Origin of the sequence: Rhodanobacter sp. A1T4 (assembly GCF_014207185.1) — a bacterium.
GTDB lineage: Bacteria > Pseudomonadota > Gammaproteobacteria > Xanthomonadales > Rhodanobacteraceae > Rhodanobacter.
Window position 1 is genome coordinate 55,640 of the sequence record NZ_JACHCP010000001.1, and the last position, 17,167, is coordinate 72,806.

15 protein-coding genes and 1 pseudogene are annotated in these 17,167 nt (G+C 58.7%); 12 read left to right on the forward strand and 4 right to left on the reverse strand.

The window, feature by feature from the left end; all coding sequences use genetic code 11:
• Positions 1-128 precede the first annotated feature (128 nt).
• Positions 129-1,334 carry an FAD-dependent oxidoreductase gene (locus HDE80_RS00290; RefSeq protein ID WP_184666788.1) on the reverse strand — a complete coding sequence of 402 codons (1,206 nt, stop codon included), beginning with the start codon at positions 1,332-1,334 and terminating at the stop codon, positions 129-131.
• A gap of 235 nt (positions 1,335-1,569) precedes the next feature.
• On the opposite strand from HDE80_RS00290, the gene HDE80_RS00295 reads away from it, so the two are divergent.
• From HDE80_RS00295 to HDE80_RS00310, 4 genes are all read left to right on the forward strand, one after another.
• Positions 1,570-3,174 (forward strand): alpha,alpha-trehalase, encoded by a 1,605-nt coding sequence (locus tag HDE80_RS00295; RefSeq protein ID WP_255483548.1) that lies wholly within the window; start codon positions 1,570-1,572, stop codon positions 3,172-3,174.
• Positions 3,175-3,426: 252 nt separating this feature from the next.
• Positions 3,427-3,777: a GlpM family protein gene (locus HDE80_RS00300; protein ID WP_184666792.1), complete on the forward strand. Its 351-nt coding sequence runs from the start codon at positions 3,427-3,429 to the stop codon at positions 3,775-3,777.
• 285 nt (positions 3,778-4,062) lie between these two features.
• Positions 4,063-5,190: a YbdK family carboxylate-amine ligase gene (locus HDE80_RS00305; protein ID WP_184666794.1), complete on the forward strand. Its 1,128-nt coding sequence runs from the start codon at positions 4,063-4,065 to the stop codon at positions 5,188-5,190.
• On the forward strand, positions 5,190-6,347 hold the full coding sequence (locus HDE80_RS00310) for a hypothetical protein (RefSeq protein WP_184666796.1): 1,158 nt from the start codon (positions 5,190-5,192) through the stop codon (positions 6,345-6,347). Before HDE80_RS00305 ends, HDE80_RS00310 begins: the two co-directional genes overlap by 1 nt.
• 163 nt (positions 6,348-6,510) lie before the next feature.
• On the opposite strand, the gene HDE80_RS00315 is transcribed toward HDE80_RS00310, so the two are convergent.
• Positions 6,511-7,236: a TetR/AcrR family transcriptional regulator gene (locus HDE80_RS00315; protein WP_255483504.1), complete on the reverse strand. Its 726-nt coding sequence runs from the start codon at positions 7,234-7,236 to the stop codon at positions 6,511-6,513.
• 73 nt (positions 7,237-7,309) lie between these two features.
• On the opposite strand from HDE80_RS00315, the gene HDE80_RS00320 reads away from it, so the two are divergent.
• The 5 genes from HDE80_RS00320 to HDE80_RS00340 all read left to right on the forward strand — a co-directional run bounded on the left by HDE80_RS00320 (position 7,310) and on the right by HDE80_RS00340 (position 11,611).
• On the forward strand, positions 7,310-7,972 hold the full coding sequence (locus HDE80_RS00320) for a DUF3313 domain-containing protein (protein ID WP_184666798.1): 663 nt from the start codon (positions 7,310-7,312) through the stop codon (positions 7,970-7,972).
• A 103-nt stretch (positions 7,973-8,075) separates the two neighbouring features.
• Positions 8,076-8,705, forward strand: coding sequence for a paraquat-inducible protein A (locus HDE80_RS00325; RefSeq protein WP_184666799.1), 630 nt, complete (start codon positions 8,076-8,078; stop codon positions 8,703-8,705).
• Positions 8,702-9,331 (forward strand): paraquat-inducible protein A, encoded by a 630-nt coding sequence (locus HDE80_RS00330; RefSeq protein ID WP_184666801.1) that lies wholly within the window; start codon positions 8,702-8,704, stop codon positions 9,329-9,331. Before HDE80_RS00325 ends, HDE80_RS00330 begins: the two co-directional genes overlap by 4 nt.
• Positions 9,324-10,979 (forward strand): MlaD family protein, encoded by a 1,656-nt coding sequence (locus HDE80_RS00335; protein ID WP_184666803.1) that lies wholly within the window; start codon positions 9,324-9,326, stop codon positions 10,977-10,979. Before HDE80_RS00330 ends, HDE80_RS00335 begins: the two co-directional genes overlap by 8 nt.
• Positions 10,976-11,611 carry a PqiC family protein gene (locus HDE80_RS00340; RefSeq protein ID WP_184666805.1) on the forward strand — a complete coding sequence of 212 codons (636 nt, stop codon included), beginning with the start codon at positions 10,976-10,978 and terminating at the stop codon, positions 11,609-11,611. Before HDE80_RS00335 ends, HDE80_RS00340 begins: the two co-directional genes overlap by 4 nt.
• Before the next feature lie 539 nt (positions 11,612-12,150).
• On the opposite strand, the gene HDE80_RS00345 is transcribed toward HDE80_RS00340, so the two are convergent.
• Positions 12,151-12,849, reverse strand: a complete 699-nt coding sequence (locus HDE80_RS00345) for a hypothetical protein (protein WP_184666807.1) — start codon at positions 12,847-12,849, stop codon at positions 12,151-12,153.
• Between the two features lie 177 nt (positions 12,850-13,026).
• Positions 13,027-13,280 (reverse strand): annotated as a pseudogene (locus tag HDE80_RS00350) (TonB-dependent receptor); the annotation flags it as partial.
• A 393-nt stretch (positions 13,281-13,673) separates the two neighbouring features.
• Here HDE80_RS00350 and HDE80_RS00355 point away from each other — a divergent pair.
• The 3 genes from HDE80_RS00355 (at position 13,674) to HDE80_RS00365 (ending at position 17,150) form a co-directional block, all read left to right on the forward strand.
• On the forward strand, positions 13,674-14,123 hold the full coding sequence (locus HDE80_RS00355) for a DUF3574 domain-containing protein (protein ID WP_184666811.1): 450 nt from the start codon (positions 13,674-13,676) through the stop codon (positions 14,121-14,123).
• Position 14,124: 1 nt separating this feature from the next.
• Positions 14,125-15,717, forward strand: coding sequence for a hypothetical protein (locus HDE80_RS00360; protein WP_184666813.1), 1,593 nt, complete (start codon positions 14,125-14,127; stop codon positions 15,715-15,717).
• Between the two features lie 116 nt (positions 15,718-15,833).
• On the forward strand, positions 15,834-17,150 hold the full coding sequence (locus HDE80_RS00365) for a dicarboxylate/amino acid:cation symporter (RefSeq protein WP_221437371.1): 1,317 nt from the start codon (positions 15,834-15,836) through the stop codon (positions 17,148-17,150).
• Positions 17,151-17,167 lie beyond the last annotated feature (17 nt).

The window sequence follows — 17,167 nt, forward strand, 5'->3', positions numbered from 1 at the left end:
TTACGACTTCGGCGTCTTGTTCGGCGCGCTGCTGCTGCCGTGGTTCAGCAGGATAAGAAAATAGCGGCTTTGGTGCCCGCGATCGACAAGTGATCGGGCGCGGCGTGGCGTGCTTGAATCAAGGGCCTTCAGCTTTTGCGTGTGCGCGAGACCAGGCTCGCCAGCTGCAGCACGGCGGCTTCCGACACGGCGCGATTCGGTGTTACGTCGCTATTGTTGAAGTTGCCGGTATCGCCAAACGCCTGCACCAGCAGGCCATCGCTGCGCGGCACCATGCTGATGTGCTCGCTGCTTATGCCATAAGTGACCTCGGGCTGCGGAATCAGCCGTGCCGTCTGTCCGCGCACGGGAATGATCGAGTTGTCATTGAACAAGGCCCTGGCGCCATAGCCGGTGGCATTGATCAGCGTTCGCTCGGGCAATTTCAGCAGCTCGTGCGGATGGTCGAACTCGCGCACCTCGATCTTGCCACCGGCGGTCAGGAAGTCGGTCATCAGCATGCGTGCATAGGTGCTGATGTTGAACATCATGGTTGTATAGCGATGCACGTACGGCTGGTGAAACGGATGGCTTCCGGCAGGCATGTCGATCGTGCGCGGTGTGAGATCGCGCACGCGATCGCGGAACTCGCCGTAGTCCGGCTCGTCGGATACCTCCGGCGGCTGCGGCTGATTGAATGGCGTATCCGATAGCGAGTAACCGTCGATCCATTCGATTGGTCGGCCGGGCAAACCCAGCAAGGTTTGATACATGCCGTAAGACGTGCGCGCCATCGTTTCCCAGCGTGCGCCAAAATCCGGTGCGTGTTGGGCGTCGCAGATGCGCGAGTCGGGCGTCCATAGTCCGGAAGCACGCATCGAGTAAACGTCCGGTGGCAGTGCCTTGGCGTAAATGCACACCGACATGCCGGCACGCTGGGCCAGCAATGCCGAGGTAAGGCCGAGTGCGCCGCAACCGATGACGCCGAGTTTATGCACGCCGGTGTCCTGTGCCATACGCAGGGCCAGCATGCTCGATCCCCACGACAGCGACCAGCCGCTGCCGCCGTGCCCGTAGTTGTGCACGATAGTTTTCTCGCCCAACCTTTGCGTTTCGATGCGCGGCCCGGCGGCGCGGAACGGTCGCGTGCAAACGTACACGCCGGTGATCCGGTCGGTCTGCGCCCGGATCGGTGCCAGCTCGACCATGCCCGGCGTGCCCGCGATCGGTGGCGAAACGAGGGTTCCCGCTTTCGATGTGGGGGCCAGGGGCTGCCGCGCGCAGGCCACCAGTCCTGCCGTTGACGCCACCGCCAGCGTTGCACCGGCGTTGCGCAGAAATTGCCGTCGTTGCATGGATCGATCCCCGAATGTGATTAAAAAACCAGCCGCTGCTTCTGCAGAATGCATCGCGCCGACTCTTCTTAGCCGATCGTTCTGGCGAAATCAAAGCCTTCGTCTGGCACCGATGTGACGCGACACCTTGAGGCAACCACCGTCATACTGCCCCGATTGTGCTTCAACGCATTCGTTCAACACCGAGTTGCTGTCTATGAGAACACTGTTCCGGTATGCACTGGCCTTTGCCGCGATGCTGCTCGCTACCAACGCATCGGCAGCACAGCCCGATCCACAGAAAACGCGCGCCTATATCGACCACGCCTGGGACACGCTCACACGTGCGATGGACGATTGTTCGGCGTTGCGCGAGAGCAAGGTGACCACGCATCCGGTGCTGTATCTGCCTGCAGATATGCCAACGCCGCCTGGACTCGCCGGCGTAGTGAAACACTGCAACGTCGATGTGCGCGTGTTACCGCAGGTGATTGGCAAGCTGGGTGACTTTTCGCCCGCGGCGCTCTCCAAACAGGGTCTGCTCTATCTGCCGCACCCCTATGTCGTGCCTGGTGGCTTTTTCAACGAGATGTATGGCTGGGACAGCTACTTCATCGTGCTTGGCCTGATCGCCGATCATCGCGATGCGATGGCACGCGACATGGTCGACAACGCACTGTTCGAGGTGCAGCACTACGGTGCGGTACTCAACGCCAACCGGACCTACTATCTCACGCGCTCGCAGCCGCCATTCCTCGGCGCGATGATTCGCGCGGTGCTGGATGATCCGGCCAGCTTCAAGGACAAGGCCGAAGCGCGCGCCTGGCTGGCGCAGGCGTATCCATTGGCGGTGCGCGACTACTCGACCTGGACACGCAAGGAGCATCTCGCCGGCGATACCGGCCTGGCCCGCTATTACGACTACGGTGGCTCGGCACCCGTGCTGGAGATGCAGGACAGCGACTACTTGCGCGGCGTGATCGCGTGGCTGATCGCGCATCCATCGGATGATCCCGGCTATCTGGTCAAAGCCTCCGAGCATCCTGACGATGCGGAAGCCATGCGTCTGAAAGTCACCAGCTGCGATGTGCGTGCATCCAAGGTGTGCGCCGGTGCGTGGGTCAACGGTTATCGCCTCAGCGCTGACTACTACCTCGGCGATCGTGCGATGCGCGAGTCGGGTTTCGACACCACCTTCCGCGTCGGTCCGTTCGGCGGTTCCACCCATCAGTACGCCACTGTCGATCTCAACAGCCTGCTGTATGGCTACGAGCGCGACCTACATGATTTCGCCGCGCAGCTCGGAAACGATGTCGACGCAAAGCGCTGGACTGCGGCGGCCGTTGTCCGTAAAGCGGCGATCGACAAATACCTGTGGCGCGCCGACAAGGGCATGTACATGGATTACGACGTGGTTACCGGTAAGCCATCGGACTACCACTTTGTCTCGACCTATTATCCGCTCTGGGCCGGTGTGGCCTCGCAGCTGCAGGCAAAGGCACTACGAGGAAACCTGGGCATCTTCGAACGTAAGGGTGGGCTGCAGATCAGCGACCAGAGCAGCGGCGCGCAGTGGGATGCGCCGTTCGGCTGGGCGCCAACCAACTGGCTCGCCATTGCCGGCCTCGATGCCTATGGCTTTCACGACGATGCGCGCCGCATTGCCCGCGAGTTTACCGGCACCATCGATCGCAGCCTCGCCGACGATGGCACCATCCGCGAGAAATACAACATGGTCAGCGGCAACGCCGACGTAAAAATCAGCGCAGGCTACAAGGACAATGTCATCGGATTCGGCTGGAGCAACGGCGTGTACCTGAAGCTGCAGCAGTTGTTGAACGAAACGCCCTCCGAGCATTGAAGGAAGGCGGCGCCATGCCACCAGCCTGACGTCGTCGAGATGTCTGACGTGGCTTCAGTTCGTCGAGTGTGACTTGGTTTATGGTCTGCCCATGGCACTTCGTCGGCCGAGCTATATGATGGGGCGACTTAAGCACTAGACTTGTATCAAGCTTTCTTGCAGTCACTTAATCTCGGTGGCGATCGCGTTGACACAAGACACTCCTCAGAGCAGTGATTATCTGAAGGCTCTTTCGTCGGGGCTTAAACACCAATGATCGCCCTGTTCTTTAAATGTCTGCTCGGCGCACTTGCGGTTCTCGTAATCGCGTTGCTGTCCAAGTCGAAGAGTTTCTACATTGCCGGCATGGTTCCGCTGTTTCCGACGTTTGCGCTATTGGCGCATTACATCGTTGGGTCGGAGCGGTCGATGGTGGCGCTAAAGACAACGGCGCTATTCGGGTTGTGGTCGTTGATTCCATATGCCGTCTATCTGTTCGCCGTCTATTTGTTATGCACACGGGTCGGGCTGGTCGCGACGCTCGGTTTTGCCATGCTGGCCTGGACGGTGAGCGCAGGCATGCTTTTAATCGCGTGGTCGCGACTGCATCCCGAAGCCGGTTGAAGGCAAGGTTCATCGAGTCTCCTTTACGCGCAGTGCTGCGGCGTAGACAAAGCCTCTCGCCTGTATAAGGCGCCGTATACGTTTATCCAGTACGCCTGACCTGCGTACGATTGAAGCCCCGATGGTGCCCGGGCTCCCCTATTTGGCCCCGCGGGCTAAAACCTCGCGACGCGCACCAATCGACATCGGAGCTTGCAGATTCCGCCGCATAGTCATGTCTGGCTGTTTAACTGTGTTTGTCCCCCCTTCGAATTCACGAATGGGGTTATGGAAAGGAGTGGAACCATGATCACGTTGGGTGTGGAAGAGGAAATCCAGATAATCGACGACCAGGGACAACTGGTCGCACATGATTTTTCGTTGGATTTTGCGGAGGCGAATATTCCCGAGGGCTTGATGGATAAGGAAATCCATCGATGTGTTATCGAAACCAAGACGCGCATTTGCCGAACCGTGCCGGAGCTGCTTTCCGCGGTTCGTCTGCTGCGCGGGCAGGCACGGCGCAGGGCCGCATCGCAGGGGCAGCGCATTCTGATCGCCGGTATTCATCCTACGTCGGCGTGGCAACAGCAGCCGCTACACGAAGGGACGGACTTCCCGCACTACGCGCGGCTGATCGACGAGTACCGCGATGTGTCTCGCAGCGCGCTGAGCTTTGGCATGCACCTACACCTGGGTTTTGCTATTGGTGCACCGCGCATGGCCATCATGAATCGGTTGCGGCATGTACTTCCAGAGGTACTTGCGTTGTCGGCCAGTTCGCCATTTTTTGAAGGCCGCGATACCGGCCTGCATTCGTGGCGGCACAGCCTGCTGGATCGCTATCCGCGGATGGGTACGCCGGATGTGTGGGAAAGCGAACAGGATTATCAGACGCATGTGGACCGGCTGCGCAAGGTCGGCTGCCTCGCTGAAGATCAGGGGCTGTGGCAGGACATCCGCTTGCATCATCGCTATGGCACGCTCGAAGTGCGCGTCATGGATACACATCCAGACCTGGCACGTATTGGCCTGATTGTGACCTTGTTGAAATGGGAGGCCGAAACGCTGCTGCTGGAGTTGCAGGCCGACAGACAGGGTCCGGTGTGGTCACGTGCATGCATCGAAGAAAACAAGTGGCGCGCGCGTCGCCACGGCTTGCACACGGAGTGGATTGACTGGAGCCGTGACAGTGTTTCCAGCACACCAGAGCACTTCGAGCGTTGGTGGTCACGCATCGCTCCGCGTGCCAAAGATGCCACCGAGCGCACGTACTGGGAACGACAACTTGCCGATGCGTTGATCCAGGGCACCTTTGCCGATGTGCTGCGTCAGCAGGCCCATCGGCAGGCTGACTGGCATGCCACCTTGGAATGGATGGCTGCTCTGGTTGGCGACGACATCGTCGTTCCACAGCGCGTGGAGGTGTGTTGATGAGCGTTTCTCCACAGGTTCGGCTTGAATTCATCGGCGCCGAACGCTTTGCACGCGCGCTATCGGATACATGCGCGCCACATCTCCCGCAAAGCCTGTTATCCGACCACTATGCGGTCGGCAATGCGGCGTTGCGTAACGCGTTGGATATCAAGATCCAGCATCTGGTCAACGCCTTGAAACCGCACCTGCACCCTGATCGTGTTGCATGGCCGGGCGCGCGGGCGGATGTGCTGGCGCTGGATATGGCGTTCACGGAACATCCCTCTCAGCCATTCGATCTGGCGTGGGTGGAAATCCAGGCCTTTACTTCGATGCTGCCCACTTTCCACACCATGCATCTGGCGCAGCGTCGGGTTCATGGTTTGGACGTCCATCTGCTTCCGCACGATCCATTGCCACGCGATACCTCGTGGATTGATCATTCGCGGCAATGGCTCGCCCCACACGCCAACACCGTATTGATCGAAGATCACCCACGCGATGGTCTCAGCTGGCCGGATCTCGACGGCGCACGCCACTGGTGGAATGTGGAAGTGCACGATTGGCGCGACGTTGTCGTCGACGATGGCTATCTATGCAGTCCCGATCACTCAAAGCGTTATACGCATGTGTGGAACCGGCTGATCTTTTCCGATCTCTCTGCCGCCGACCGCGTGCTGGCCGAAGCGAAAATGCGCGCCGCCCACAAGCTCAACTGGCACAGCCATCCGGCCTGGTACGACGGCGTGCACAAAGGAAGCCTCGCTGATCTGTCGCTGGCCGCGCACGAAGCCTGCCACTGGGTGGAAGACGATGCGCTGCGCGCTACACAGTGGAACGAGCCCGAAAGGTGGGTGGCCAAATCCGTCAGCGGCCATTCCGGCAATGGCCTGCTGCTGAATCCCACCAGCGCCGAACTGCAGGCGTTGCCGATGCCACGTCAGTGGATCGTACAGAACAAATTCCGCCAGGTACCCATCGGCAAACATCCGCTGACCCTGCAGCCGCTGTTCGGCGAAGTCCGCTGCCTGCTTGCCCTGCAAGATGGCAAGGCGCCCTGGGTGATGGCCTGGATTTTCCGCTGCTCTACCAATGGTATCGCCACCATGAGTGGCCGACAGACTTTGCCGGGCGAGGGCATGACGCTGTTGTACTTTGATACGGGTAGGAAGTAGGGCAGGGCATGGCTGTAAGCCCGCGAACTACCGAGATCGTTGGACGCTCTACCAAGCATGATTACAGCCTTCTGGACATGTTCGTTTCAATTCGATGCGAACAGTCTGTAAGCGACACCCATGAATCTCTGCGTTGCCGCAGGGCATCGTCCCTACGGCCAGGTCAACTCAGTGCGGTGCCTGCCAGGAACATTTCAACAGCGCGTTTGGCGATTCGCCGAATTGCCGGAAGTGCTATCGGAGGTGGTTCGCGCTGATACATCCGCTTGTTCACCTCGGCAGTGATCAGCGACATGAGCTGGAGTGCGTTCACGCGTGGGTCGCTGCGGCGTAGCAGGCCATGATTCATCGATGCACCCAGCAACTTGGCGAGCGCCGTCATGCACTCGCTTGGGCCCGCATCGTGAAACAGTTCCCCAACTTCGGATCGGCCTGCCTCGGCGACGACCATCCGGTTGATGGCGACTGCCTTGGCGTCATTCGTCAGTACATGGAGGATTCCCTGGGCAAAGCGCAACAGCACGGACTTGAGTTCCGTTTTGTCATTGGCGGTTGCCGGCAATGCCCGCGCGGCTTCCGAAAGATGCTGGGTAGCAAACGATCGGACCACTGCACCGAACAGTACCTCCTTCGACGGAAAGTACCCATAGAGCGTTGCCTTTGAACCGCCAAGCCGCTTCGCCAGCTCGTTCATGGACGCGCCTTCGTAACCAAATTCCTGAAACAACGTCGCCGCCGTTTCGATGATGGCTTCGCGCTTCGCTTCTGTACGAACTTTCATTCGGCCTCCGTAAGTGAACCCAACTGTACATTTTTCTTGACAGAAGCAAAACACTATCTCTAAAGTGTACAGTACAGTACGGTTTATTTTATGGCCGGCGTTGTGCAAGCCAGCCACTTGTTCGCGATGTCTAGCTCTTCACTTGCCAGCTGAATACCTAATTTTCCATCGGAGTCATCAAATGAAAGTTTCATCAATGGGGTATCAAGTGGCTTTGCTGGCCGCTTGCGTTGCGCTGGCGGCTTGCGCTGGAACTCAACCGGTTCGATACACCGGACTCGAGTCATCAACACAATTGCAGCCGAATGCGAACGACAGTTCCGGGCGCGTGCCTTACAACTATTCCTCTGGAGCGAACTGGCGGAAATACTCCAATGCCATCGTCGAGCCCGTCGTCGTTTATAGCGGCGCGGATAGTCAGTTCGAGAACGTGTCCGAAGATCAAAAACAAGAGCTGGCTGAATATATGCGCGCGCAATTTACAGAAGCGCTGAAGGAAAGATTCTCCGCGGCGAGCCAGCCGAATGCGCGTACCTTGCTTGTGAAGCTGACGCTGACGGGTGCAAAACCCACCAAGCAGTTTATGGGTACGGTGACGAAGTTTGATCTTGCCGGTGGGCCGTATAACGCAGTGCAGTCCATCCGCGGTAAAGAGGGAATGCTGTCAGGTTCCGTCAGCTATGCCGTCGAAATCTATGATGCGTCCACCAATCAGCTTCTCAGCGCCTATGTGGCAAAGCAATATCCCAATGCCATGAATGTAAAAGCCACCTTTGGGGCAATGAGTGCATCAAAGACCGGAATAAAGAAAGGTGCAGAAGACCTGGTCGCACGATTGAATTGACGTAATTAGCTCTGTTCGTTCGATGCGCTCAGAAGCGCATCGATGCGATCTTCTGTCATCGACGCGGCCAAGCCGATAGCCGGGCCATCAGGTCTTTCATGTCATGAAAACCTTTCCACATCTCATTGTCTGCGAGCATTGCGACACCGTATACCGGCGCGTCTCCCTGGAATCGGGCGATGCGGCGCGCTGTGTGGACTGCGCGGCCACCCTCTATCGCGCCAATCGCATGAACGTCGATGGCTGGTTGGCCCTCACTGTCACTGCTGCCATCGCACTCGTCATGGCGAACGTCTGTCCCGTGATCCGCATCAGCCTGCACGGACAACATAATGAAGTCACGCTCTGGCAGTCCGTCGCGGCGCTGGGGCATGGTGCGGCGGCTCCCATCGCTGTGCCGGCTGCGCTGTCGGTCATTGTCGTGCCTGGTTTGCAGATACTGCTGCTTGGCTGGGTGCTGGCCTTCGCGCGGGCCGGGCACCGGGCTCCTGGCTTCGCAATGGCCATGAAGGTGCTTGCCACGTTGCGGCCGTGGAGCATGGTTGAGGTTGCCATGCTGGGCATCCTGATATCGATCATCAAATTATCGAATGTCGTGCAGGTGACGCCGGGCGATGGCGTCTGGGCTACGGCAGGACTGATGGTGCTGATAACGCTCATCGCCAGTCGCGACATCCACTGGCTGTGGGGCATAACCGACAATCACCCTCTACGCGGCAGGCAGGGGGTATGAGTGGACGCCTGCGTGCGCGTCAACTAGGTGTGATCGGTTGCCATGTCTGCGGGCTGGTCTGCAAGGACCGGCTTGGCGAAAGGGGGCATGCGCGTTGTCCATGCTGCCATACGACTTTGCGTCGCCGCCGTCCTGACAGCATCGGGCGGGCCTGGGCCTTCCTGCTTGCAGGCATGGTTTTCTACATTCCGGCCAACGCGCTACCGGTGATGTACACCGGTCTGCTCGGCAGCAGTAGCGACAACACGATCCTGCAGGGTGTCATCTCCTTTTGGAAAGATGGCTCGTATGGCATTGCCTTGGTGATTTTCGTCGCAAGCGTCGTCGTGCCGTGCACCAAGTTTCTGATCCTTGGCCTGCTGCTGGTGACCTCTCAACGGCACAGCCGCTGGGCCATGCGCGAACGTGCCCGACTCTATCGCCTGATCGAGCTGGTCGGTTACTGGTCGATGCTCGATGTGCTGGTGGTGGCTACGGTCGCCGCCCTGGTCAAGTTCCAGGCTCTGGGCGACATCGAACCGCGCATCGGCATCTTCTTCTTCGGCGCGATGGTGATCCTGACGATGCTATCGGCCCTAAATTTTGACCCCCGCTTGATCTGGGACGGCATGGCAACGCATGAATGAGACCTTTGAACGGATGACCGAACCTGGTTATCCAGTGGTGGCTCGAAGTGGCCGGCGATTGTCGCTGGTCTGGCTGGTGCCGCTGGTTGCCGCGCTGATCGGTCTGTCGATGCTGGTCCAGGCGTGGCTCTCGGCTGGCCCAGTCATCACCATCACGTTCCAGACTGCGGTGGGACTGGAAGTCGACAAGACTCCCGTCAAGTACAAGGACGTCACGGTCGGCACGGTGTCTTCGATTACTTTGAGCGACGATGGCTCGCAGGTGATCGCCACCGTTGCGCTGCTGAAGAGTGCCGAGAGTCTGGCTCGCGCAGATACGCGTTTCTGGGTGGTGCGCCCACGCATTTGCCTCAATGGTGTGTCGGGTATCGACACGCTGCTCTCGGGTGCCTACATCGGTGTGGACAAGGGCAAGTCCAGCCAGTCGAACAAGGCATTTGCTGGCCTGGAAACACCGCCAACGGTCATCAACGGAGCACCCGGCAGAAGTTTTGTACTGCATACCGATGATCTGGGCTCGTTATACATCGGTTCGCCGGTCTATTACCGACGCATCCAGGTGGGACATGTGGCGTATTCCCAGCTTGATCCGGATGGGAAGCACGTCAGTGTGCAGATCTTCATCGATGCGCCGTATGACCGCTTTGTCACGGCTGGCACACGTTTCTGGAATGCGAGCGGGGTCGATGTTTCCCTCGACACCAAAGGACTCAAACTCAGTACACAGTCACTGACCACCCTCATCGCTGGTGGCATCGCTTTTGCCACGCCGCCCGACGATGTGGGCGCTCCGGCCATCACGGCCTACGACTTGGCGAAGGATCAGCAAAGTGCGATGGCGCCGCCCGACGGACCGGCGCGGTATATCCAGCTGCGCTTCGAGAAATCGCTGCACGGCCTGTCGGTCGGCGCGTCGGTGGAGTTTTCCGGTTTGGATATCGGACGGGTGGTCGCGATCGATCTGGACTATGACCCGATCGGACATCGCTTTTTTTCCGTCGTCGGCATCGAGGTCTACGCCCAAAGAATGGGGAGCGTACTGAACAAGCTGCCAAAACCCGATGGCGACCCGCAACGACAAGCCGCCCAGTTTTTGCGAGGAATGGTCGAACACGGTCTGCGCGCGCAGGTACGTTCCGACAACCTGTTGACCGGACAACTCTACGTGTCGCTTGATTTCATGCCGAATGCCACGCCGGTCACATTCGACGTCGATGCACGCCCTCTCGCCGTGCCTACCGTGGATGGTGGCTTTGACCGGTTGCAGGAACAGGTCGCCTCCATCGTGGGCAAGATCGACAAAATGCCGCTCGAAGCGATCGGCAACAATCTCAACACCACCCTGGTGGATCTGGATCAGACCCTCAAGCAGGTCAACGTCCAACTGCTGCCAGCGACAACACAGACTCTGCAGCAAGCCAGGCAAACGTTCGGTGTGGTGCAAGGCGTGCTGGCCAGCGATGCGCCGTTGCAACAGAACTTGGGCCAGACGCTGCAGGAGGTTCAACGAACGGCTCGTTCGCTGCGTGTGCTGACCGATCTGCTGAGCCGTCATCCCGAAGCCCTGCTGCGTGGCAGTCCAGATGACGCGCCACCGGTTACATCCGGCTCTCGCTCTGTCTCTGCACCACAAGAGTTCCCGCGATGAATCTCTCCATTCGTCATTGCGTGATCGTACTCACCTTCGGCCTGACGGCTTGCGCTTCTGCACCGGTGCACTACTACACACTGCTTGAGCCGGTGACTACAACAAGCCCTGCTTTGCCACCTGCCTCGTTCCTGATCGATGTCCTCCCGATCGGTGTCCCCGCCCAGCTCGATCAACCGCAATGGGTGGCGCGACAAGGCGACAGTGGCATTGCAGTACTCGATGGTGAGCGATGGGCTGCACCGCTGAGCGACGAACTACGCGCCGCGCTGTCCGCACAATTGGTGCAGCGTCTTGGCACCCTGGATATCGCCGGACTCCCGCAGCCGATAAACACGCCCGTGCTGAGAATAAAGTTGCAGGTCCATCGCTTCGACGCATGGCCGGGACAGACGGTCCAACTCGATGCGGACTGGAGTCTGGGTTATGCGGATGACGTGAATCACGTGCACTTGATCTGCCGCGGTCAGTTCAACGAAACGGCACCGGGCGGCTATCCCGAGCTGGCAAGAGCTGAGCAACGCGCCGTCGGCAAGCTGGCTATCCAGATCGCTGAAGATGCATCCGGGTGGACTCGCGCAAATCAGGCGAAGTGCTCAAGCATGACATCTCTCATCAGTTCGCGGCGCTGACATTGGCCAGTCAGTCGCAAGCATTGCAACCACACTCTGCCATCAATCGTGCACAGGTCATGATATTAGTTCCATTAAGCCATTCGGTTTCTCCGTGTGTCGCGGCTGCAACGGTACTGCGTTGGGCGTCTCGAATAGACGCCAACGAGGCGCACACCCTTGACTGGTTCAGGACTGCGAAAATTCATGAGCTGGGTAATAAAACAGCAGCTGAGCTCGTGCGAGATGGCGCTCACTATGCGGTCATCCGATTTCTTCAGGAAATCATTGCAGGTCGCCGTGATTGATGGCGCATTGAGCGGCAACTATCCATCGTTGACCGGGGTCACCTAGCTAAAATGTTTATCCTTGATGGTCGTTGGTGGTCACTCCATCAAAGACGGTCAAACCACAATTTCATAATGTCTGCTTTCACCAAGCCGGACGTTACCGATTGAAAAGATTTCTAACTTGAGGCGACCTGCTTAAGAAATCAAACGCTTTCCGCGCAGTGCGTACGGGCCGCAAGATGACGGTGAATCATCCATGGTTTCGCGAGACTAGAAGCTCAGCCCTGGCGGTCTATTGCAGTCATATTTTTCGTCAACTTTGTCGACGTCATCAGGCGAGATATGTCGTGCGTTCAACTCCTGTGGAGTGAGACTGCGCCACACATCGACATCAATACAGTGACAATCTTTAATGCCAAAAGCGCGTTGTGTCTTGCGCATTACCGCACCTATACCTTGGCTCATTGGATCGATCAGATGGATGCCAGGTGCAGAGGGCGTATCTGATCCGGGCAGCCCGTGAACCGCATAAGAGTGCTGGGCATTGCGTAGCCGCTCCTGAAAGCCTCCGTCGCTGGTGGAGCCTTCATTGCTCGTGTCCAGGTTTGGTGTGGTTGGTGAGTTGGTTAGATGCGTTTCAGATGACTGTGCGTCAAGGTGCGCGGCTTGTTGAACTGCTAGCGGCTTGGATGGCCTCCCCGATTGTGCTGTATGAATGTGCACTGCCGCAGCGATCAGATGGAGTACCGGTGATACAAGATGCGGTGAAGACGGCCGCGGCGACTGGAAGAAACGCAGCTTGAGTACCAACGGGTTGTTTCTTTCGACCGGAGTCGTATCCCGATAGAAGATTGCTGGCCGCAGCAACAGTATCAACAAACCAAGATGGCAACTGATCACCACGACCAGCACTGCGATCCGGTAACTCGACTCGTGCAAGCTGCTGGACTTCCCCCATCCTACTTTCACGGTCGACCTTCCCTTGGTACAGGCTTTGGATGGACCGTCCCATCGCTCGCAAAGTTCCTGCGCACGCATTGCAAGCACCATTGCCAGGCCGCCGATTTCTCCACCGTAGATCGGCTCAGGATCTGAGAGGCGATCAATCAGATGGTGGTGGCCTGCGGGAGTACGGTGCTGCCTCGCTTAAAACGTGTAGCGCACTCGTCCGTACCAGTACGCGCCATTGCTGCCGATCGGCGAGATCAGGTCGTACGGAAAGTTGCCGCCATAGTTGATGTCGCTGTCGGGGCGGGTGGGGTACTGGTGGTGATGTTGTCGCCGCCCAGCGCAAAGCTGACCTGCTCCATCGCCCGATACTCGACTTCGGCATCCAGTTGGAAGCGCGGTACATAGGTTTGCGTCGAGACGTAACCGTCGCCAAAATCGAAGACGCGTGTGGTGACGCCCTGGCGGGTGAGCAGGACCCAACGTTTGTTGTCCCACACTGGTTCCTTATGGGTGCAACAATCCATCACGCGGGTCGTTATGGCTGCCGCAGGATGGGATGAGTCTGAAGGCGGAGACTGTGGATGGAGCGTGGGCTAGGATTTAGCCCGGACAACATCGCCGCATGGTGATGCCATGCGGCGCGTGTGGGTTCGCAAGCATGTTGTCCGTCATGTTCGACAAGCTTGGTTCCCCGGGGTACAACTGGCAGTGGGCCCGGTCCGCATCGCGGCCGGTGGTTATTTGTTGCATTGCGTAAGATATCTTGTCAATACTTTGGGGATATCGAAATATCTTTGTCCATTTATACGTATAGATGTCCAAATGGACATGAGGAAATAGCCATGGGTTATTTGCGTTTTTCGTCGTTCGTGTTAGTGGCCGCATTGCTGTCTGGTTGCATCGCCTCGGTTGCTCCGACGTCGGCTACCTTGCAGGGCGACGCGGCCCACCCAGCCCGGGCTCAGGGCTGGGTGGATACGAAGTTGTATTTCGGGCTCGGCGTTGCCGGTGATACGGTCAACGGTGTCAGCGAGCAGCGCTGGCGTGACTTTCTCGATGCTGAGGTGACCCCGCGTTTCCCGGACGGGCTGAGCGTCGTCGATGTCTACGGCCAATGGCAGGGCAAGGGGCAGGCGGTTCCGGAGCGGCTGCGCTCAAAAATGCTGGTCGTCGACTACCCGGACACCGCTGCCAATCGCGCGAAGGTGGAGGCGATCCGCACAGCGTGGAAGCAGCGCACTGGCGACCAGTCGGTGCTGCGCGTAACGCAGCCAGCTGAGGTGTCGTTCTGACATGGGCACGAACCGCCCGCAACGCTGGCTATCGCCTGGTGATCTCAATGGCTTTCTTGGATTGGTGGTCGACAACTTGTCGATCATGGCCTTCCTTGCCACTGCTTTGATCGGCATCTTCGGCTTTCCTGCCGATATCGTGTTCCTGCGTATGTTTCCCGGCACCACGTTCGGCGTGCTGTTGGGTAACCTCGCCTACACCGCGATGGCGCGTCGGCTGGCTAAACGGACCGGCCGCGACGATGTCACTGCCATGCCGCTGGGCCTGGATGCACCCACCAGCATCGGCATGGCGTTGCTGGTGCTTGGCCCGGCCTTTTTGCATTTCAAACAGAGCGGTCTGGACGAACATGCCGCAGCGATTGCCACTTGGCAGTTGGGCATGGCGTCGCTGGTCATCATGGGCGTGCTCAAGTTTGTGCTGTCGTTCTTTGGCGGTATGGTGCAGCGGCATGTGCCGCGCGCGGGTCTGCTCGGTTCCATTGCGGGTATCGCGTTGGTGCTGATGGGCTTTCTTCCGCTGGTCGAGATACTCAAGGTGCCGGTGGTGGGTTTTGCCGGCTTGGGCGTAGTGTTGTACGCACTGGTAGCGCGGGCGCGCATGCCGTTGGGGCTGCCCGGCGTGCTGGTGGCATTTGTGGTCGCTACATTGTTGTATTACGGGCTCGGCCCACTGGGCTGGCTAGGCAGTGGCTATCACCCACCAGTCGCCTGGCAATGGCGTTTTGCGTTGCCCTTGCCGACGTTGCAATGGATCGACGGCCTGGCGGCAGCCACGCCTTATCTGCCGTTGATCCTACCGTTCGGCCTGCTGATGGTGGTAGGCGGCATCAACGTCACGGAAAGCGCACGTGCTGCGGGTGATGACTACCGCACGCGGGACATCCTTCTGGTGGAGGCATTGGCCACCCTCGTAGCGGGTTTCTGCGGTGGCGTGGCGCAGACCACGCCGTATATCGGTCAGCCGTCCTACAAGGCGATGGGGGCTCGCAGCGGCTACACCTTGCTGACCGGGTTGGTCATTGGTCTTGGCGGTGTGTTTGGCTACCTCTCCAATCTGGTCGAACTGCTGCCTCTGTCCGTGCTGGCGCCGATTTTGGTGTTTGTGGCGATTGGCATCACCGTGCAGGCATTCGAAGCGACCCCGGTCCGCTATACGGCCGCGGTGGTCTTCAGCTTTTTTCCTGCCATTGCGCGCATGGTGACGATCAAGCTCAGCGATCCCACCTATGTGCCAAGCGACCACTTCGGTGTGCTGTTCGCCGACCATAGCCACGGTATTTCCGAACTGGCGGTGATTACCATCCTCGGTAATGGTTTCATCATCACCTCGATGATCTGGGCAAGCTTCCTGGTGGCGCTGATCGATGGCCGGACCTTGCGCGCCGCGTGGATACTGCTACTTGGCAGTGCACTGAGCCTATTTGGCATCATTCATTCGGTGCAGCTCAGTGGCGGTGTCTATCTGCCCTGGTCGCTGGATGAGGTGTCACGTCAACTGGTTTGGCAGTTCACGGGGGCTTATCTGGTACTGGCCGTCGTGCTAATCCTGCTTTTTATGATTACGCCGCGCACACCACGCGACACCGTTTGAGGGCTCGCGCAGAAACTGCGAGTGATCGCAACGATGATGCGAGGTCACTCGAAGACCCTGGCGGATGTCTGAGGTAACCTCGAATCACAAAGCGGGAGTATGGTCATCGTCAACAGGTGCGAGATGAGACATTCCATGCGGTATGCAAGCCGAATGGCTGCACGCCGGTGATGCTGGGCAGGCAACGGCTGTTCACGGTATTTATCCTTGCGGCTACTGTGCTGGGTATTGTCGTCGGATGGTTATGCAACCGTTCCCTGCCATCGGAGAAGGCGCTTGAGGTTGCCGCGAACCTCTCCATCATCACCGACGCTTTTCTTCGACTCATCAAGATGGTCATCGCGCCACTGGTATTCGCGTCACTGGTGTCGGCGATCGCCAGGATGGGTAATGCCACCGAGATCGGGCGCGTCGGGATCAAGACGATGGCGTGGTTTCTCGGTGCGTCGTGCATTTCATTGATGGTTGGCCTGGTGATGGCGCACTGGCTTCAACCCGGTGCAGCACTGCATTTGCACGTGGACGCGCAAGTATCGCCAGTGGCCGTGAGCAGCAGCAACGCGGAAAGCTTTGGTTTGACGGATTTCATGACACACCTGATACCGCGTTCAATCGTCGAAGCGATGGCCAACAACGAGATCCTGCAAATTGTCGTCTTCTCGATCTTTATCGGAACGGCAGCGGCGGCGCTCAGGGAAAAGGCATCCAAGCTCGTCGAGCTGGTTGAGCAGTTGGCCGCCATCATGTTCAAGATGACGGACTATGTGATGAAGACCGCACCACTGGCGATCTTCGCTGCACTGGCCAGCTCGATATGCCTTCATGGCATCGGTATCGTCGACACGTATGCGCGGTTCGTGGCAGGTTTCTATCTGTCGCTTGGCATCCTGTGGGCTCTGCTGATTGCCGCGCTTGTGGTGACTGTCGGGCCACGCGGCCTTCGTCTGATTTCCAGTATCCGACATACCGTCTTGCTGGCATTCGCTACGTCGTCTTCGGAGGCCGCTTATCCACGCCTGCTGGAGCAACTGGTCGACTTTGGTATTCCACGGCGCATCGCAAGCTTTGTGCTGCCGCTTGGCTATTCGTTCAATCTGGACGGGGCGATGATGTACTGCACGTTTGCGATTCTGTTCATCGCGCAGGCCTATGGCATCGAATTGACGCTGGCCCAGCAGGTCGCGCTATTCGGCTTGCTCATCGTGACGACCAAAGGCGTCGCCGGTGTACCCCGCGCTGCCATTGCCGTTATCGCGGTGACGCTGCACTACTTCAAACTTCCCGAAAGCGGCATAGCGCTTGTGCTTGCCGTTGACCACATCCTCGATATGGGGCGATCGGCCACGAATATCGTTGGCAACTCCGTCGCTGCTGCCGTGGTCGCCACTTGGGAGGGTGCCGCCGAACCGCCACCGCAGAGCGATTCTGCGTGAGCTCTCGGTTTCCGTTC